Genomic DNA, 18,514 nt, shown 5'->3' on the forward strand with positions numbered 1-18,514 from the left:
CGTTTTTGTCCGAGCTGCGATTTCGAAACCACAAGGAAACAGAATGCGCCTCGCCAACAAACTTGCCGCCGTCACTGCCGCTGCATCAGGCATGGGACGCGCCGGCGTCGAACTGTTCCTCAAGGAAGGCGCCAAGGTCGTCGCCATCGATGTCAATGCGGACGCGCTGGCGCAGCTCAAATCCGATATGAAGAAGCTGGGTTATGAGCTCACCACCATTCAAGCGGATCTGTCGAAGATCGAACAGATGAAGAGTTCGATCAACGACGCGGCCGTCGCGCTTGGTGGCATCGATATCCTGTGGGCCCATGCCGGCACGCCCGGTCCGGCCGGCGTCGAGAACCTCGACCTTGTGGCATACGAATTCGCGATGGCGCTCAACGTGACCTCGGCAACGCTTGCGGCCGGCGAAGTGATCAGACACATGCGCAAGCGCGGCGGCGGCTCGGTGATCTTCACCTCGTCAGTGTCGGGTATCGTTGGTTCGATGATGAGCCCTATCTATTCAGCCGCGAAGTTCGCGGTCGTCGGCCTCACCAAGTCGCTGGCGCAGACCTTTGCGCCCGAAGGCGTCCGCGTCAATGTGATCTGCCCTGGTCTCGCCGATACGCCGATGAAACTCGGTTTCACCGGCCGTTCGGGTGTCGCCGCGGAAGCCGCGGCCAATGAGGCCAAGCTGCTGGCGGCGGTGCCGATGGGCCGCCTTTGCAAGGCCGAGGATGTGGCGCATGCCGCACTGTGGCTCGCCTCCGATGACGCGTCCTTCGTGACCGGCGTCGCGCTGCCGGTGGATGGTGGTTTTACCGCGCGCTGATTGCGGCATCGTCGACTTACAAAGACAAAGGGCGCGGTCAGCAACGACCGCGCCCTTTACGTTGGATTGTGCTGCTGGAGATCAGGCAGCACGCACGCCGGCGAGGAACGTCGTGACTTCGCCGGACAGTTGCTCGGCCTGCTTCGACAGGCCGGAAGCGGCGTTAAGCACCATGCCGGCAGCGTCGCCGGTCTCGTGCGCGGCAGCGCTGACGCCTCCAATATTGGTGGTGACGTCCTGCGTGGCCTGCGCCGTCTGGGTCACGTTGCGGGCGATCTCGGCCGTTGCGGCACCCTGTTCTTCGATCGCAGAGCCGATCGTGGTGGCGATGGCGCTGACCTCCTCGATGGTGGCAGTGATGCCCTGGATCGCGTCGACGGCTTCCTTGGTCGCACTCTGGATCTGCGCGATGCGGGTGCTGATTTCCTTGGTGGCGTCGGCGGTCTGACCAGCAAGGCTCTTCACTTCGGTGGCCACCACGGCAAAGCCTCGGCCGGCGTCGCCGGCGCGGGCGGCTTCGATGGTCGCGTTCAGCGCCAGCAGATTGGTCTGGCCAGCGATGGTGGAGATCAGTTCGACCACGTGCTCGATCTGCTGTGCGCCATCGGCAAGTGCGCGCACGATGGTGTCGGTGCGGCGGGCGCTATCGACCGCGTGGGTGGTGATCTTGGCCGACTGCGCCATCTGACGCGCGATCTCGGCAATCGACGACGACAATTCTTCGGCGGCGGCGGCAACCGTCTGCACGCGAGTGCTGGCCTGCGAGGCGGCGGCGCTGACGACGCCTGCCTGATCGTTGGTGCGAGCGGCTGTGCCGCTCATCGACTGAGCGGTGGCTTCAAGCTCGGTGGAGCCCGATGCCATCAGGCTAACCAGCTGACCGACCGAGGAGTCGAAGCGATCGGCGAGAGCGATCAGCGCGTCGCGCTTCTCGGCTTCGCTCATCTGCTTCAGCTTGGCCTGCTCGGCTTCGAGGGAGCGGGCGGTCAGCGACGTCTGGCGCAGCATCTCCAGCGTTTCCGCCATGCGACCGATTTCGTCGCCGCGATCGGTCTCGCCAACCGTCTGGTCGAGCGAGCCATTGGCGATCTCATGCATGCGGGCCTGGAGGCGGCGCAGCGCACCGAGAATGTCGCTGGCGATCAGAAAGGACAGGAGCGCCATGACGCCGAGCACGCCGGCGCCGAGCGAACCCAGTCGGACCAGCAAAGCGTACACGTCGGCATCGAGATCGTCGACATAGAGGCCGGAGCTGAGCGTGGCATCCCACGGCGCGAAGTGGCGAGCATAGACCATTTTGGCGGTGGGCTCGGTCTGGCCCGGTCGTGGATAGAGATAATAGGTCATGCCGCCGGTCGCGCTCTGCTTGCCGGCGTCGATGATCGCTTTCGAGATCAGGATGCCGTTGGAGTCTTTGGCGCCCGTGTTCTTGTCTTCGAGTTTGGGGTTGCCGGCATTGACGAGGATGACGCCGTCGGGGCGGTAGGCAACGAGGTAACCCTGCTTGTTGCCGAACGTCATGTTGCGCGCGCGCATGCGAAACTGCATCTGGGCGTCGGCGAGGCTGAGTTTCCCGGCCGCCACTTCCTCCTGCAGGCTTTCGGCCATGCCGAGCATCAGGTCGGTCGCCGTGTGAAGCTGCTCCATACGGTCCTGCTGCATGCGCTTCTGGCTTAGCGAAGCGGCCACCGCGATGACGGCACAGATGGACGCTGCGGATACCAACACCATGCTGGTGAGCTTGGTGCGGATGGTGAAACGGCTAAGCAAACTCATATTGACCTCTGGTCCGTGCAAAACTGGCAAAAAAATACCAGCGAGTCACTTACCAATCGTGAAAGCTGACAAACTCAGACAGATCGTTCGGGTGCGAACTATTGCGTCGAAAGGTTTGGGCGTTATTGGCGCAATGCTGGGACGACGAGAAACGGGATCATGCCGATCACAACGCTGATCAAGGCAAAGGCAAGCAACGAGTTATAGCTCTGGGTCCAGTCATGCAGCAGGCCGCCGGTCCATGACCCAAGTGCCGATCCAAGCCCGCTGCCGAAAGTGATCGTTCCGTAAATTGTGCCGACTCGCTTGCCGCGAAAGATCTTCATCGCCGTCGCTGTCAGAAGCGGTCCGCGCGAGCCAATCATGCTGCCGAAACAGACGACGAAGCCAGTAAGCAGCGCATAGTTCGGATACCATTGCAGCAGCCAGAGCATGACGATGCCGAGGAGCGACAGGCTGTAGCTGAACAGAATGGATGGCCGTCGACCGATCACGCCGTCGAGCCAACTGACGCCGAGCATGCCGAACAGCAGCACCACCCCGCTGAAGCCCCAGGCGGTCGCCGCCTGCAGCGGCGGGAAACCGACATCGATGAGATAGGCGACGACCTGCGGTGAGATCGCATACATGCCGATGGCGGTGAAAAAGAAGGTCCCGAACAAGGCCCAGAATGCATGATGGCGCATGGCGCCAATTAGGGTCCAGCCCTCGTCGATGAGCGTCTCGCTGCTCTGCGGCTTCTCGAGATGTGGTGAGCCTGCGCCGAACCTGCGCCACGGCAGAAACAGCAAGGGCACCAGCAGCGCCAGGACGCCAAAGCCGAAGATGCGATAGGCGCCACGCCACTCGAAGTGATCGATCAGCAACTGGGCGATAGGAAGCATCAACAACACGCCTGCGCCGGTTGCCGAATACACGACGGACATGGCGGTCGGCAGCCGCTTGCCGAACCAGCGTCCGAGCAGCAGCGAGTTCGGCACATTGCCGATACATGCTATTGCGAAACCCAGGCAGAGACCGAGTGCGAGCTGAAATTGCCAGAGTTTCTCTGCATAGGCTGCCGCGAGCAGCGAGCCACCAAGCAGGGCGATGCCGGTCAGGAACACAGTACGCGGACCCGAGCGGTCGAACAGCCGCCCGACCAGCGGTCCCGCAAGGCCGACGCAGAGCGCGATGAGTGAATAGATCGAGACGACCTCGGCGCGGTCCCAGCCGAAGGATTGCGAGATCGGGAGCAGAAAGACAGTGAAGCTTTCCTGCAGGCCGCGTCCCAGCACGGACAACGTGAAACAGACACCGAGAACAGTGAGTCCGGTGCGTTGGGACGTCTTCAAATCCATCTGGCTTCTTCTTCACGGCGTTTACGACAGCTACGCCATGGAGCGCGTTTCGCAGTGCATGAACAAGTGCGCCAGACGAATGTGGCTATGCAGGCTTGAGCAGGATGTGCCGCTTTTTCCCGAGCGAGAGCTTAATGACGCCTTCGGTCAGCAGCGCGGGGGTCAGCATCATCTTCTCGTCGGTGACCGCAATATCGTTGACGCGCAAGCCGCCACCCTTGATCTGCCGCCGCGCTTCGCCGTTCGACGCGACGAAACCGGCATTGACGAAGGCCGCGAGGACACCGACGCCCGCTTCAAGTTCGGCTTGCGGAATATTGACGGTCGGCAAGCTGTCAGCGAGCGCGCCCTCCTCGAAGGTCTTGCGTGCCGTCTCAGCAGCGGCATTTGCTGCATCGCGGCCGTGCACCACTGCCGTCGCTTCGGTGGCGAGGATCTTCTTCGCCTCGTTGATCTCCGAACCGCCCAAGGCCGCGAGCTTGGCGATGTCGTTGAGCGGCAGGCGCGTGAAGACCTTGAGGAAACGGCCGACATCGGCGTCTTCGGTGTTCCGGAAGTACTGCCAGAAGTCATAGGGGCTGAAGAGATCGCCATTGAGCCAGACGGCGCCGGAGGCCGACTTGCCCATCTTCTCGCCGGACGATTTGGTGAGTAGCGGCGTCGTCAGCGCGTAGAGCTGCGGGCCGCCCATGCGGTGGCTGAGGTCGACACCATTGATGATGTTGCCCCACTGGTCGGAGCCGCCCATCTGCAGCAGCGTGCCGTAGCGGCGGTTGAGCTCGACGAAGTCGTAGCCTTGCATGATCATGTAGTTGAATTCAAGAAAGGACAGCGACTGGTCGCGGTCAAGGCGCAGCTTCACGCTGTCGAAGGACAGCATGCGGTTGACCGAGAAGTGGCGGCCGACGTCGCGCAGGAATTCGACATAGTTCAGCTTCAGCAGCCAATCGGCATTGTTGACCATCAGTGCGTCGGTCGGGCCGTCGCCATAGGTCAGCATCTTGCCGAAGATCTTCTTGATGCCTTCGATGTTCTCCGCGATTTTCTCGACCGTCAGCAATTGTCGCTGGTCGTCCCGGAACGACGGGTCGCCGACCATGGAGGTGCCGCCACCCATCAGCGTGATCGGGCGATGCCCGGTCTGCTGAAACCAGTACAGCATGGTCACCGAGATCAGGTTGCCGATATGCAGACTGGTCGCCGTGGCGTCATAGCCCACATAAGCCGTGACCGGTCCCTTGCTGCAGGCGGCGTCCAGCGCCTCGGCATCGGAGACCTGATGGATCAGGCCGCGGCTCTGCAGGACGTTGAGAAAATCGGACTTGTAGGTGGTCATCGGTTTACGGCTCGGTTGGGATAATTTTACGCTGTCTCAATGGATTGGCGGCAAGGTGGAGGGCGTGCTGGCCGCCCCAAAGTGCCTGTGGCATTATAAGATTGGGCGCTTCGACACAAGTTTTGACCCGAAAATGAGGGCTTTGCCGCGTGCCTGATATGCTGACCGCGATCGGACTAATGAGCGGAACCTCGCTGGACGGGGTCGATGTCGCCCTGATCGAGACGGACGGCGAACGGGTCGGGTCGTTCGGCCCGTCGGGGTATCGGCCATATAGCGAGGCTGAGCGTGTCGTGTTGCGGCAGGCGCTGGCCGAGGCCGTGCAACTGAGCCGGCGGGATATCAGGCCGGGCAGTCTGGCCGGGGCGGAGCGGATGGTGACATCGGCCCATGCCGAGGCCATCGAGGCGTTTTTGACTGATCACGGCATCGCACGTGACAGCATCGACATCGTCGGCTTTCACGGACAGACCGTGTTGCATCGTCCCGCCGATCGACTCACCGTACAGATTGGCGACGCGGCTAGTCTGGCCGGGATGGTCGGTCTGCCCGTGATCCACGACCTGCGCGCGGCTGACGTGGCTGCGGGCGGGCAGGGAGCGCCGCTGGTACCGGTCTATCACCGTGCCTTGGCGCAGGGACTGCATCGCGACGGGCCCATTGCCGTGGTCAATATCGGCGGCGTGTCCAATGTGACTTACATTGATGGGGATATCGCGTTGATTGCCTGCGACACCGGTCCGGGTAATGCGCTGCTCGATGACTTCATGTTGCGCGCGACGGGGCAGCCGTTCGATGCGGATGGCGCATTGGCGGCGCAGGGCCGCGTCGATGATGCGTGGATCGCGAAGGGATTGCAGAATCCGTTCTTTGCGGCAGCACCGCCAAAATCGCTCGATCGTAATCACTTTGCGGCACTGGTGCTGGAAGACGTTACGCCGGCGGACGGCGCAGCGACCTTAACGGCGTTCACCGCTGCGACCATCGCCAGCGTTGCGCCGCTGTTGCCCAAGCCGCCGCTTAGCTGGGTGATTACTGGCGGGGGCGCACGCAATCCGACAATGCTGAATATGCTGCGGCAACGATTGCCTGCTGCGACAGTCGAGAGCGTAGATGTGCTGGGTTGGTCCACCGACGCGATGGAGGCGCAGGCTTTTGCATTTCTGGCAGTGCGTTCCCTCCTGGGCTTGCCGTTGAGTTATCCGGCAACAACCGGTGTGCCGAAACCGATGACGGGCGGCGTGAAAGCGGACTATCTCGCGAGCTAGTGCGAAGTTTGCCGTAACTTCGACCTTTCGATTCACCCAACGAATCAAGTTGATCGCGACCGACGGCGTTTATGCTTGTTGTTGCCGCCGCGGACACGAATGCGTGAGAGCATCGCCGAATCCTGTGATGAGTTCGGTACCGCAATGCCGCAGCCTGCCAATTATGTTGCCGAAAGCACACAGCCGGAAAATGATGCTGCGACAATCGACCCCGCTCATTGTTTCGCAATGTGATCTTCCACAACTCTGCCACATGAGTGGCGCGCCCGAGGCTATTGGCGTGCCGATAAGATCGGTCTGGAGGCGATATGACCATGATGAAGCAAATGATACTTGGTTCCGCAGCAGCGTTGCTGGCAGTGAGTGGTGCGCAGGCGGCGGACCTTCCGGTGAAGGCCAAGCCCGTCGAATACGTGAAGATCTGCTCACTCTACGGCGCCGGATTCTACTATATCCCAGGCACCGACACCTGCATCAAGATCGGCGGCGCGATCCGCCTCAACACCACCTTCAACGGCAATGCCCAGGACACGCCATACTGGCAGGGCGGCGCCGGCGGCAACAACCTCTGGACCAAGGACAACTTCCTCACCCGCGAGCGTATTATCGGCACCGTCGATACCCGTACCGGAACCGAATACGGTGTTGTTCGTACCTATTCGAGCATCCTGTTCGACTTCACGCAGAACCGTGAATCGATCGCCGGGGGCTTCGTCGAAGTTGACTTCGCGTTCATCCAGTTCGCAGGCTTCACCTTCGGTAAGGCCGTGTCGAACTTCGACCCGCAGTGGGCGCTCACCAAGCCGTGGATTTCGTCGGGCGGCATCGCCGGCTCCAACAACTCAACCGGCCTTCCGCAGATCGCTTACACGGCGGAATTCGGTAACGGCCTCTCGGGCACGATCTCGCTTGAAAACGCGTCGCCCTATCGCAATGCCGGCCTCTACAACACGGCTAACTTCATGCTGGCGCCAGGTGCGGGCTCGTTCACGGGCACGGCTTATGGTGTGACCTCGAACACGTTCCTCGGCAATGCGACCGGTGGCAACCATATCCCTGACATCGTTGGCAACATTCGGCTCGATCAGAAATGGGGCTCGCTGCACTTTGCTGCGGCGATGCATACCTCGACGCCGGGCTTCTACGGTGCCAACGAATCGACAGGCCACGCCGACGATGCCTACGGCTTCGCGGTCAGCGGTGCGGTTGAATTCAAGAACCTGCCGACCGGCTCAGCCGACAGCCTGAAACTCGAAGCGTCCTACGGCAAGGGCGCCGCCAGGTACGTTTTCACCGGCGGTACCATCGATACTTCGGGTGGCGGCCGTTTCGCCAAGTTTGATGGCAATTCGGTTGGCTTCGGCTATGTGCTTGACGGCGTGTTCTCTCCGGGTGGCTCAATCCAGCTGAGCGACGCTTGGGAAGTTAGCGCGTTCTACGAGCACTATTGGAATCCAGCCTGGCGCACCTCGGTGTGGGGCAACTACAGCCACATCTCTTATGGTGATACGGGCAACGCGTTGCTCGCGGCAGCCTTCAGCCCTGCGGGCGGTCGCTTGGGATCGAGCAGCGCAACATCGTCGGGTGCTACGGCTGGCAGCCTCTCGGGCACCACCAACAACTTCGACTTCGGCATTGCCCAGGTCGGTACCGTAACTTCCTGGACACCGGTCAAGAACCTGACCCTGTCGGCTGAATTCACCTACAGCCGCCTCGATCAGAGCCTCGACGGCACCTATACCGGCACCGTCTCCGGCAAGCCGGCGAACCAAACTTATCAGATCAAGGATCAGAACATCTATAGCGGCGCGGTTCAGATCCTGCGTTCGTTCTGATCCCGATCAGAACCTGAATCGAAAAGCCCTCGGCCAGAACTGGTCGAGGGCTTTTGTTTGTGAAGCTTGGAGCAACTGCTGCGCGAGCGGCCTCAGGCCTCAGCGAACGTTGGCAAGACGCATGTCGAGATAGCCGGTGACCGACTCCATCAGCGGCTCGAGCTTGTTGTCGAAGAAGTGGTTGGCGCCCGGAATGATGTGCTGATCGATCACGATGCCCTTCTGGGTCTTCAGCTTCTCGACCAGCGTATTGACGTCCTTCGGCGGCACGACGGCATCCTTTTCGCCGTGTACGATCAGGCCCGACGACGGGCAGGGGGCGAGGAATGAGAAGTCATAGAGATTGGCCGGCGGCGCGATCGAGATGAAACCTTCGACTTCGGGGCGACGCATCAAAAGCTGCATGCCGATCCAGGCGCCGAACGAGAAGCCGGCGACCCAGCACGCGCGGGCTTCGGGATTAATGGTCTGTGCCCAGTCGAGCGCTGCCGCTGCATCCGACAACTCGCCGGTCCCGTGGTCGAACGAGCCCTGGCTGCGACCGACGCCGCGGAAGTTGAAGCGCAACACCGAGAAGCCGCGGTGCACGAAGGCGTAATAGCACTGGTAGACGATCTGGTGGTTCATCGTGCCCGCGAATTGCGGATGCGGATGCAGCACCATCGCGATCGGCGCGTTCTTCTGCTTGGCCGGATGATAGCGGCCTTCGATGCGGCCTGCGGGACCGGTGAAAATGACTTCGGGCATAGTGATCCTTAGGTCCCGTTATTGGCGTGATCAGCCGGTTTCGCGCAGGGCTCGGCGAGAATGGCTCGGAGGCGACCCTGCGAGGAAGGGCGATCTGGCACCGTCGGGTAAGAGCGGGCGGCGCCGGGTGAAGTTGAGGCCGCGTTCTACCATGAGCGTAGGGGCGAAAAGCAAGCATATTGAACGCCTCGGCGGTTCTGAGATGCGCTTCGATGGGCGCTTTTGGCGGCCAGTTGGGCTAAGAGTGATGTTGATGAGCATCGGATAAGGTCCGATTCCGCCATCGAAGCTCCAAGCCCTTCAGGATAAAGAAAAATTGGCCAAAGACCGGGTCTATCTCGACTGGAATGCAACCACTCCGCTGCGCCCCGAGGCGCGGGCGGCGATGGCGGCTGCGTGGGATCTCGTCGGTAACCCGTCATCGGTTCACGCCGAGGGCCGCCAGGCCCGTCGTGTGGTCGAGGATGCCCGTTCGGCGGTCGCAGGCGCAGTGGGGGCAGATTCGCGGAACGTGGTGTTCACCTCGGGCGGAACCGAAGCCAATGTGTTGGCGCTGACCCCCGGGCTGGTACGGAAGCCGGGCATGCCCGTACGGCGGCTGATCGTCTCCGCGGTGGAGCACGCCTCGGTGCTCGCGGGTGGGCGCTTCGCCGATGGAGATCTCCAGGTGCTGGGCGTGGACCGCCAAGGCGTCGTGAAACCGGATGAGTTGCGGGCGACTTTGGCTGATGAGGAGCCCTCGCTGGTTTCCGTGATGCTGGCGAATAATGAAACTGGTGCCCTTCAACCGATTCCTGAGCTAGCCGGCATCGTGCATGAGGCCGGCGGCTTGCTGCACGTCGATGCGGTGCAGGCGTTCGGAAAGATATCAATTAATATCAGTCAATTGCAGGCTGATCTTCTATCTATTTCTGCACATAAGATCGGTGGCCCCAAGGGCATCGGTGCGCTGATCCTGGCTAATGGCGTCGCGGGGCTCGATGCGTTGCTCCGCGGCGGCGGACAGGAGCTCGGCCGCCGGGCGGGAACCGAAAACGTGCCCGGAATCGCCGGCTTCGGCGCCGCTGTGATGGCCGCAATGGCGTCGCTTGATGACATGAAGCGGGTCGAAAAACTGCGTCAGCGGCTTGAGGCGGGCTTGCGGCAATCCAGCAACGGACTTGTGTTTGCCCAAGACGTGCCGCGTTTGCCCAATACGGTCCTGTTCGGCGCCCCCGGCTTGCGGGCCGAAACTGCCGTGATTGGATTTGATCTCGAAGGTATCGCGGTATCGTCGGGGTCGGCCTGTTCCTCTGGTAAGGTGCAGCCGTCCCACGTGCTGGAAGCCATGGGTTTCGGGCCGGAACTGACCCGGGGTGCCGTGCGTCTCAGTCTGGGCTGGTCGACCACCGAAGCGGATGTCGATCGATGCCTGGAGGCTTGGCGAAAGCTCTCGGGTACACTACTTAAACATAGCGACGAAACACAGCTTGAACGGTTCTAAGAGGGGTGATTTCTCCGCGGGAACATCGTAAAGAACCCCGACAAGCTTTGAGTTTCACGTTTCTGGATTGATCCACCGCGGTCCTTGAAACCGCGAGCGGAGGATAAAATGGCTGCCGTACAAGAGACCGTCGATCGGGTTCGCCAGATCGACGTTGATCAATATCGTTATGGATTCGAGACCATCATCGAATCCGAGAAGGCCCCGAAGGGTCTCTCCGAAGACACCGTCCGCTACATCTCCGCCAAGAAGAACGAGCCGGCATGGATGCTGGAATGGCGTCTTGAGGCGTATCGCCGTTGGCTGACCATGGAAGAGCCGAAGTGGGCGCGGGTCGAGTATCCGAAGATCGACTTCCAGGATCTCTATTACTATTCGGCACCGAAGCCGAAGAAGACCATCGGCTCGATCGACGAGATCGATCCCGAGATTCTCGAAACCTACAAGAAGCTCGGCATTCCCCTCCGTGAGATCGAGGCGCTGGAAGGCGTCGTTCGGCCCGAGGGGGAGCGCAGGATTGCCGTCGACGCCGTGTTCGACTCGGTGTCGGTCGCGACCACGTTCCAGAAAGAGCTGAAGCAGGCCGGCGTCATCTTCATGCCGATCTCGGAAGCCATCCGCGAGCATCCCGATCTGGTGAAGCAGTATCTCGGCACGGTCGTGCCGACCTCGGATAATTTCTATGCCACGCTGAACTCGGCCGTGTTCTCGGACGGGTCGTTCGTCTATGTGCCGCCGGGCGTTCGCTGCCCGATGGAACTGTCGACCTATTTCCGTATCAATGAGCGCAATACCGGTCAGTTTGAGCGCACGTTGATCATCGCCGACAAGGGCGCGTATGTCAGCTATCTTGAAGGCTGTACCGCGCCACAGCGCGACGAGAACCAGCTTCATGCGGCTGTCGTCGAGCTGGTCACGCTGGATGACGCCGAGATCAAGTATTCGACGGTACAGAACTGGTACCCCGGCAATTCCGAGGGCAAGGGCGGCATCTACAATTTCGTCACCAAGCGCGGCGACTGCCGCGGTGATAACTCCAAGATCTCCTGGACACAGGTGGAGACCGGTTCGGCGATCACCTGGAAATATCCGAGCTGTATCCTGCGCGGCGACAATTCGCGCGGCGAATTCTATTCGATCGCGATTTCGAACGGCTATCAGCAGGTCGATAGCGGCACCAAGATGATCCATCTCGGAAAGAACACGACGAGCCGGATCATCTCCAAGGGCATCGCTGCCGGCAAGTCGCAGAACACCTATCGCGGTCTAGTCACCGCGCATCGCAAGGCAACGAACGCACGCAACTTCACGGCCTGTGACTCGCTCCTGATCGGCGATCAGTGCGGCGCGCATACGGTGCCGTATATCGAGGCGAAGAACGCCTCGACGCTGTTCGAGCACGAGGCCACCACTTCGAAGATCTCCGAAGACGTGCTGTTCTATTGCGTCCAGCGTGGCTTGTCGCAGGAAGAGGCCGTGGGCCTCGTAGTGAACGGCTTCGTCAAGGACGTGTTGCAGCAGTTGCCGATGGAATTCGCAGTCGAAGCACAGAAGCTGATTTCGATCTCGCTTGAGGGATCGGTGGGCTAAGTCCCGCCATCGCGGATGGCCGCACAGCGGCGCTTCCAGGATGTCGGCAAAATTGAAAACCATCCTTAGAGGCTCGTCGCGAATGGCGAGCACTCCAGCCTGAACCCAAGCGCGTTCAGGCGAGGGTGACGATGATGATCAAAGGATAGAGACTGATGACTGCATTGCTTGAAGTGAAAGACCTGCAGGTTCGTGTCGAGGATCGCGAGATTCTTCATGGGCTGACGATGACCGTGAATGGCGGCGAAGTGCATGCCATCATGGGGCCGAACGGTTCGGGTAAATCCACACTCAGCCATGTCATCGCCGGCAAGCCCGGTTATGAGGTGACCGGCGGCGAGATCCTGTTCAAGGGCGAAGACCTGCTGGAAATGGAGCCCGACGAGCGCGCGGCCAAGGGCGTGTTCCTGGCGTTCCAGTATCCCGTGGAAATTCCCGGCGTGACGACGATGAACTTCCTGCGCACCGCGGTGAACGCACAGCGCAAGGCGCGCGGCGAATCCGAATATCTGGTGCCGGATTTCCTCAGGAAGGTCCGCGAAGTCGCGGCCTCGCTGAACATCCCGATGGATATGCTGAAGCGCGGCGTCAATGTCGGCTTCTCCGGCGGCGAGAAGAAACGCAACGAAGTGCTGCAGATGGCGCTGTTCCAGCCGAGCCTGTGCATCCTCGACGAAATGGACTCCGGTCTCGACATCGACGCGTTGCGCGTCGCGGCCGACGGCGTCAATGCACTGCGCAGCCCGGATCGCGCCATGGTGGTGATCACCCACTACCAGCGCTTGCTGAACTATATCGTGCCAGACCATGTGCATGTGATGTCAAAGGGCCGCGTCGTGAAGAGCGGCGGCAAGGAATTGGCGCTGGAACTCGAAGAGTCCGGTTACGCACAGTATGAAGAAGCGGCGGCCTGAGTGAGACAATCATGAATGTAGCTCTCGCAAAGACGACAACGGGCGCAGTGCTGGACGGCACGTTCGCCGCTGCGCGCGGCCGGTTGCCGGGCGTCGGCACGGTGGCCGAAACGCGCCAGCAGGCGTTCGACGATTTCGCGCGCACGGGTCTGCCGACCCGGCGCATCGAGGAATGGAAATATACCGACCTGCGCAACCTGCTGCGCGATGTGGCGCCGCTTGCGCCGGCGCCGGATCAGGCTGCGCTGGCACAGGCTGCCAAGATGGTCGAAACGCTCGGCACGGGCGATACGCAGAAGCTCGTCATCGTGGACGGTGTCTTCGCTGCGGGTCTCTCCGATCTGACGTCGGGCGGCGGCGTGACCGTGCATGCACTCAGTGCCATGCTCGACGATGCCACCAGTGCGACGCGGGCTGATCTGCTGCGCTCGCGCGTCGCAGATCCGATGATCGCACTGAATGCCGCCTTCGCCACCGACGGCATGCTGGTCGATATCGCTGACGATGCCGCTCCGGCCCGGCCTCTGCACATCATACATGTCGCGACACGCCCGAGCGTGGCGGCATTCACGCGATCGCTGGTGCGCATTGGCAATCGTGCGCGTGTGACGCTGGTCGAGAGCTTTGTCGCGACAGAGACCGCGAAGTCCTATCAGGCCCATGACGCTGTCGTGATCTGGATCGGTGACGATTCCGATCTGCAGCATGTGCGCGTGATGGAAGACGCCGGCGATGCCGCGAATATCGCAACCGCCATTGTCACGGTCGGTGCGCGCACCAAGTTCAACACCTTCAGTCTGACCACTGGCGGCGGCGTTAGCCGCTACCAGAGCTTCATCACGCTGGCTGGCGTGGACTCGGAGCTGTCGACCAATAGCGTCCACCTGCTGCGCGACAAGCAGCATGGCGACTGCACCTTCGTAATCGAGCATGCGGCACCGAATTGCCTCAGCCGTGAGCTGTTCCGCGCTGTGCTCGACGATCGCGCGCATTCGGTGTTCCAGGGCCGCATCAACGTCCATCAGATCGCGCAGAAGACCGACGGCAAGATGATGTCGCGGGCGCTGCTGCTGTCCGACGAGGCGGAGATCGACAACAAGCCCGAGCTCGAGATATTCGCTGACGACGTACAGTGCGGCCATGGTGCGACCATCGGCGCCCTGGATGACAGCTTGCTGTTCTATCTGCGGGCTCGCGGCCTGCCGGAGAAGGCTGCACAGGCGCTGCTGATCCAGGCATTCGTCGGTGAAGCGCTGGAGTCGATCGGGAATGACGATCTGCGTGACGTGGCGATATCGGCTGCGGAGCGCTGGCTGGAGACGCGCGCATGACATTACATCCCGCGGTCTCGAACGGGTCGTATGACGTCGCTCGCGTCCGCGAGGATTTTCCGGCGCTTGAGATGAAGGTCTATGGCAAGCCGCTGGTCTATCTCGACAACGCGGCGTCGGCTCAGAAGCCCTATGCCGTGCTCGACCGTATGACCGAGGCCTACAAGTCCGAATATGCCAATGTGCATCGCGGACTGCATTACCTCGCCAATGCGGCGACCGAGGCCTATGAGGGTGCGCGCATCAAGGTGCAGCATTTCCTCAATGCGAAGCGCCCGGAAGAAATCATCTTCACCCGCAACGCCACCGACGCGCTGAACACTGTCGCGGCGGCGTGGGGCGGCGAGAACATCAAGCCGGGTGACGAGATCGTGCTCTCGATCATGGAGCACCATTCCAATATCGTGCCGTGGCACTTCCTGCGCGAGCGTCAGGGCGCCGTCATCAAATGGGCGCCGGTCGATGATGAAGGCAACTTCCTGATCGACGAGTTCGAGAAGCTTCTGACCGACCGCACCAAGATCGTCGCCATCACCCAGATGTCCAATGCGCTGGGCACGCTGGTTCCGGTCAAGGACGTGGTGAAGCTCGCGCATGCACGCGGCATTCCCGTCGTGGTCGATGGCAGCCAGGCTGCTGTGCACATGCCGATCGACGTGCAGGACATCGACGCCGACTTCTACATCTTCACCGGTCACAAGCTGTACGGACCGACCGGCATCGGCGTGCTGTATGGCAAATATGACCAGCTGGTCGCGATGCGGCCTTATGCCGGCGGCGGCGAGATGATCCGTGAAGTGGCGAAGGAATGGGTCACCTATGGAGATCCGCCACACAAGTTCGAGGCCGGCACGCCTGCCATCGTCGAAGCCATCGGCCTCGGTGCTGCCATCGATTATGTCAATTCGATCGGCAAGGAGCGGATCGCTGCGCATGAGCACGACCTCCTGACCTATGCACAGGACCGGCTGCGCGAGATCAATTCGCTGCGCATCATCGGCACCGCCAAGAACAAGGGACCGGTGATCTCGTTCGAACTGAAGGGCGCACACGCCCATGACGTGGCGACGGTGATCGACCGGCAGGGCGTAGCTGTCCGCGCTGGAACCCACTGCGTGATGCCGCTTCTGGAGCGATTCAATGTGACGGCCACGTGCCGTGCATCATTCGGAATGTATAATACCCGCGAGGAGGTCGACCACCTCGCACAGGCGCTGATCAAGGCACGGGAGTTGTTTGCATGAGTGACATTGCAGAAGCCAAAACGCCGGACGCGACCCCCGAGGCTGCGAAGCCTGCTCACATGCAGACCACCTCGGCGCTCGATCCCGCCGAAACCGAACGTCTGGGCACCGAGATCGTCGCCGCGCTGAAGACCGTGTTCGACCCGGAAATTCCGGCTGACATCTACGAGCTCGGCCTGATCTATAAAGTCGACATCAAGGACGATCGCTCCGTTCAGGTCGAGATGACGCTGACGACGCCAAACTGCCCGGCGGCAGAAGAATTGCCGACCATGGTGGAGAACGCCGTGGCCAGCGTGCCGGGCGTCGGCCTGGTCAAGGTCGATATCGTCTGGGAACCGACCTGGACGCCGGACCGGATGACTGACGAGGCCCGTCTCGTCCTGAATATGTGGTGATGGTTGCGTCTGGTTCGTTGAAGCGAGATTTGCGGCCTTGAATGGCCGCCAGGACTGAACACATGACTGAGATGACACCGAACCCGACCATACCGGCTACCAAGCCGAAGCCGCGACCCCGTCCGCAGGTGATGCGGCTGACCGATGCTGCCGCGACGCGGATCCAGGAGCTGACCCAGCGCGCCGATTCAGAAATCGTCGGCCTGCGCGTGGGTATCAAGAACGGCGGCTGCGCCGGCCAGTCCTACACTGTCGAATATGCCCATGACATCAAGCCGACCGACGAAATCGTCGAGGACAAGGGCGTGAAGATCCTGGTCGATCCCAAGGCCGTTCTGTTCCTGCTCGGCACCGAGATGGACTACAAGACCGACCGCATGCAGGCCCAGTTTGTGTTCAACAACCCGAACCAGATCTCGGCCTGCGGCTGCGGCGAGTCCGTGCAACTGACGCCGGCGAAGATCGACGGCTGAGGCTTCGCTCGTCAGGCTCTCAAGAACCAACACCCTTCAAGCGGAAGCGCTGTTATGCCCGGACCTGATCCGGGCATTCCATCTTTGTGCAGCCTTGCAAAAAGCAAGCTGGATGGCCGGATCGAGTCCGGCCATGACGCAGGGAGAGCGAGCGGATGGGACGCTTCCGCAATCGCGCGACCCGTCCTACACTTCGTCCATGGACCGCGATTTCCTCAGTGAACTTTTCGCCGGCTTTGGCCCGGTGACGATCCGCCGGATGTTTTCCGGCTTTGGCGTATCTGCCGATGGCATCAACTTCGCGCTGGTGCTGCGCGGCGCGATCTATCTGCGCGCCGACGAAAACTCGATCCCTCGCTTCGAGAGCGAGGGCTCGCAGTGTTTCCAATATGAGATGCGCGGCAAGCTGCGGATGATTGGATCCTACTGGCGATTGCCGGAGCGGCTCTATGACGATCCCGATGAAGTCACCGAATGGGCAAGGGTCGCGCATGCCGCAGCGATCCGTGCGTCGCTGGCAAAGGCAAGCAAGAAGCGGACGGTGAAGAAGACGACCGCGAAGGTCGTGAACAAGATCGCAGCGAAAAAGAAAGTGGCGAAGAAGACTGCGGGCAAGAAGGTCGCGGGCAAGACAGCGAATAAAGCCGCAAAGAAGCGCAGGTCCCCGTCCTGAGGAACCGCGCGCTTGCGCGGCGTGCGAATGGTGAAGCCATTCGCTGGGGATGGCCACAGGCGCCAGCGCGTCAGTTCATGTTTCGGGACGCGCTCTTCATCATGAGGACGGAGTGCGGGGCATCACGCCACCTGAAACTGCAGTTCCGCCGAATATTCCGGATCGAGTTCGCAGATGACGCGGTTGCGGCCGTTGCGCTTCGCGGCATAGAGACAGGCATCGGCACGGCCGATGAGCGATTCCGTATCGTCGCCGATCTGCAGCATCGAGACGCCGACTGAAATCGTGACGCGTCCCAGGATCTCGCCAGTCGATTTTTTCTTCAGTTCCTTTGACATCACGGCGCGGCGGATGTGATCGGCGACGGTGAGCGCCTGGCGCAGCGGTGTGTTCGGCAGCACCACGGCAAATTCCTCGCCGCCATAGCGCGCGGTGATATCCTGCCCCTTGATGGTCTGCTTCAGCGACTGACCGACAAGGCGCAGCACCTGGTCGCCGGTGAGATGGCCGTAATTGTCATTGAAGGACTTGAAGTGATCGATGTCGAGCATCAGCAGCGACAACGGTTCGCCGCGCTTCACCGCGGTATCGATTGCCGCCATCAGCGCACGGTCGAAATATTTGCGGTTGCCGAGCGCGGTGAGGGGATCGGTCAGGCTCTCGGCGCGGATCGCCTCGAGGCTCTGTTGCAACGTGTAGACCTCGCTCTTCGTGGACAGTAGCCGCTCTTCCAGCGCCTTGTTGGTGTCGTGTACTTCACGGGTGGATTTGACGAGCCTCTCGATCACGGCCTTCACCGCAACAGGATCGTGCGCCCGTGATAAATCCTGGCTGGCACCATCCAGGCTGGCATTGAAGTTCGTCGTCATGCCCAGCGCATCTGTGATGAGCGCCATCACGTCGTCGATCTCGCCGATAACGCGGGCGCCGACCTGATCGATGCGATCGGTGGTGCGAATCTGCGAGAGATAAGTGTCGTGAATCTGGTCGAGGTCGGCTTCGGTCAGGCGGCCATTGCGGGCCAGCGTCTCATTGATGACCTTGTTGAGCGCCGAATTGTAGCCAGTCGCGTAGACGTACCAGATCTCATAGTTGCGCGGAATCGCCGTCTGGCGCAGGGATCGGATTTGGCCCAGCGCGACTTCGGCAAAGGCCAAAGTCCGCTCTTGTTCGTCCAGGATGCCGGTCACGTTCTGTGCCCTCGTGGACAGCGGCTATGCGCCGTCCTCTGAAATGCAATTTTGTTAAAAATATCGCATTCAGATTAGGGGACGAGAGTGAACGGCACGTAA

General features: G+C 61.2%; 16 protein-coding genes. 11 read left to right on the forward strand and 5 right to left on the reverse strand.

Translation table 11 applies throughout. The features are described from left to right. The first annotated feature begins 43 nt into the window (after window positions 1–43). Window positions 44–814, forward strand: coding sequence for an SDR family NAD(P)-dependent oxidoreductase (locus tag AC1RLZ_RS11900; RefSeq protein WP_493188792.1), 771 nt, complete (start codon window positions 44–46; stop codon window positions 812–814). Between the two features lie 81 nt (window positions 815–895). On the opposite strand, the gene AC1RLZ_RS11905 is transcribed toward AC1RLZ_RS11900, so the two are convergent. The 3 genes from AC1RLZ_RS11905 to tyrS form a co-directional block, all read right to left on the reverse strand. Next, window positions 896–2,590: a methyl-accepting chemotaxis protein gene (locus tag AC1RLZ_RS11905; protein WP_493188793.1), complete on the reverse strand. Its 1,695-nt coding sequence runs from the start codon at window positions 2,588–2,590 to the stop codon at window positions 896–898. A 122-nt stretch (window positions 2,591–2,712) separates the two neighbouring features. Continuing rightward, entirely contained in the window at window positions 2,713–3,930 is a 1,218-nt protein-coding gene (locus AC1RLZ_RS11910) for an MFS transporter (protein WP_493188794.1), read from the reverse strand. Window positions 3,931–4,015: 85 nt separating this feature from the next. Further along, the gene (gene tyrS / locus AC1RLZ_RS11915; protein WP_493188795.1) at window positions 4,016–5,266 is read right to left on the reverse strand and encodes a tyrosine--tRNA ligase; all 1,251 of its coding nucleotides are present in this window, start codon (window positions 5,264–5,266) and stop codon (window positions 4,016–4,018) included. A 158-nt stretch (window positions 5,267–5,424) separates the two neighbouring features. On the opposite strand from tyrS, the gene AC1RLZ_RS11920 reads away from it, so the two are divergent. Together AC1RLZ_RS11920 and AC1RLZ_RS11925 are read left to right on the forward strand one after the other, a co-directional pair. Then, window positions 5,425–6,534, forward strand: a complete 1,110-nt coding sequence (locus AC1RLZ_RS11920) for an anhydro-N-acetylmuramic acid kinase (RefSeq protein WP_493188933.1) — start codon at window positions 5,425–5,427, stop codon at window positions 6,532–6,534. 308 nt (window positions 6,535–6,842) lie between these two features. After that, window positions 6,843–8,369: a porin gene (locus AC1RLZ_RS11925; RefSeq protein WP_493188796.1), complete on the forward strand. Its 1,527-nt coding sequence runs from the start codon at window positions 6,843–6,845 to the stop codon at window positions 8,367–8,369. A 99-nt stretch (window positions 8,370–8,468) separates the two neighbouring features. Here AC1RLZ_RS11925 and AC1RLZ_RS11930 read toward each other — a convergent pair whose 3' ends face one another. Then, on the reverse strand, window positions 8,469–9,116 hold the full coding sequence (locus AC1RLZ_RS11930) for an alpha/beta hydrolase (RefSeq protein ID WP_068736626.1): 648 nt from the start codon (window positions 9,114–9,116) through the stop codon (window positions 8,469–8,471). 316 nt (window positions 9,117–9,432) lie between these two features. Here AC1RLZ_RS11930 and AC1RLZ_RS11935 point away from each other — a divergent pair, with 316 nt between their 5' ends. The 8 genes from AC1RLZ_RS11935 to AC1RLZ_RS11970 all read left to right on the forward strand — a co-directional run bounded on the left by AC1RLZ_RS11935 (window position 9,433) and on the right by AC1RLZ_RS11970 (window position 17,222). Beyond that, window positions 9,433–10,599, forward strand: a complete 1,167-nt coding sequence (locus tag AC1RLZ_RS11935) for a cysteine desulfurase family protein (protein WP_493188797.1) — start codon at window positions 9,433–9,435, stop codon at window positions 10,597–10,599. A 108-nt stretch (window positions 10,600–10,707) separates the two neighbouring features. Continuing rightward, the gene (sufB, locus tag AC1RLZ_RS11940; RefSeq protein ID WP_493188798.1) at window positions 10,708–12,189 is read left to right on the forward strand and encodes a Fe-S cluster assembly protein SufB; all 1,482 of its coding nucleotides are present in this window, start codon (window positions 10,708–10,710) and stop codon (window positions 12,187–12,189) included. A gap of 155 nt (window positions 12,190–12,344) precedes the next feature. Continuing rightward, complete coding sequence (gene sufC / locus AC1RLZ_RS11945) at window positions 12,345–13,103, forward strand: Fe-S cluster assembly ATPase SufC (RefSeq protein ID WP_371421649.1); 759 nt, start codon at window positions 12,345–12,347, stop codon at window positions 13,101–13,103. A gap of 11 nt (window positions 13,104–13,114) precedes the next feature. After that, on the forward strand, window positions 13,115–14,434 hold the full coding sequence (sufD, locus tag AC1RLZ_RS11950; RefSeq protein WP_493188799.1) for a Fe-S cluster assembly protein SufD: 1,320 nt from the start codon (window positions 13,115–13,117) through the stop codon (window positions 14,432–14,434). Further along, the gene (locus tag AC1RLZ_RS11955) at window positions 14,431–15,678 is read left to right on the forward strand and encodes a cysteine desulfurase (protein ID WP_371421647.1); all 1,248 of its coding nucleotides are present in this window, start codon (window positions 14,431–14,433) and stop codon (window positions 15,676–15,678) included. Before sufD ends, AC1RLZ_RS11955 begins: the two co-directional genes overlap by 4 nt. Beyond that, window positions 15,675–16,076, forward strand: a complete 402-nt coding sequence (locus AC1RLZ_RS11960; protein ID WP_493188800.1) for an SUF system Fe-S cluster assembly protein — start codon at window positions 15,675–15,677, stop codon at window positions 16,074–16,076. Before AC1RLZ_RS11955 ends, AC1RLZ_RS11960 begins: the two co-directional genes overlap by 4 nt. A gap of 62 nt (window positions 16,077–16,138) precedes the next feature. Beyond that, window positions 16,139–16,549 (forward strand): HesB/IscA family protein, encoded by a 411-nt coding sequence (locus AC1RLZ_RS11965; protein WP_493188801.1) that lies wholly within the window; start codon window positions 16,139–16,141, stop codon window positions 16,547–16,549. A gap of 133 nt (window positions 16,550–16,682) precedes the next feature. Further along, on the forward strand, window positions 16,683–17,222 hold the full coding sequence (locus AC1RLZ_RS11970; RefSeq protein ID WP_493188802.1) for a TfoX/Sxy family protein: 540 nt from the start codon (window positions 16,683–16,685) through the stop codon (window positions 17,220–17,222). 122 nt (window positions 17,223–17,344) lie between these two features. Here AC1RLZ_RS11970 and AC1RLZ_RS11975 read toward each other — a convergent pair whose 3' ends face one another. Further along, entirely contained in the window at window positions 17,345–18,412 is a 1,068-nt protein-coding gene (locus AC1RLZ_RS11975) for a GGDEF domain-containing protein (protein WP_493188803.1), read from the reverse strand. Between the last annotated feature and the right edge of the window lie 102 nt (window positions 18,413–18,514).

The organism is Tardiphaga sp. GW822-FHT04G09 (genome assembly GCF_058800725.1).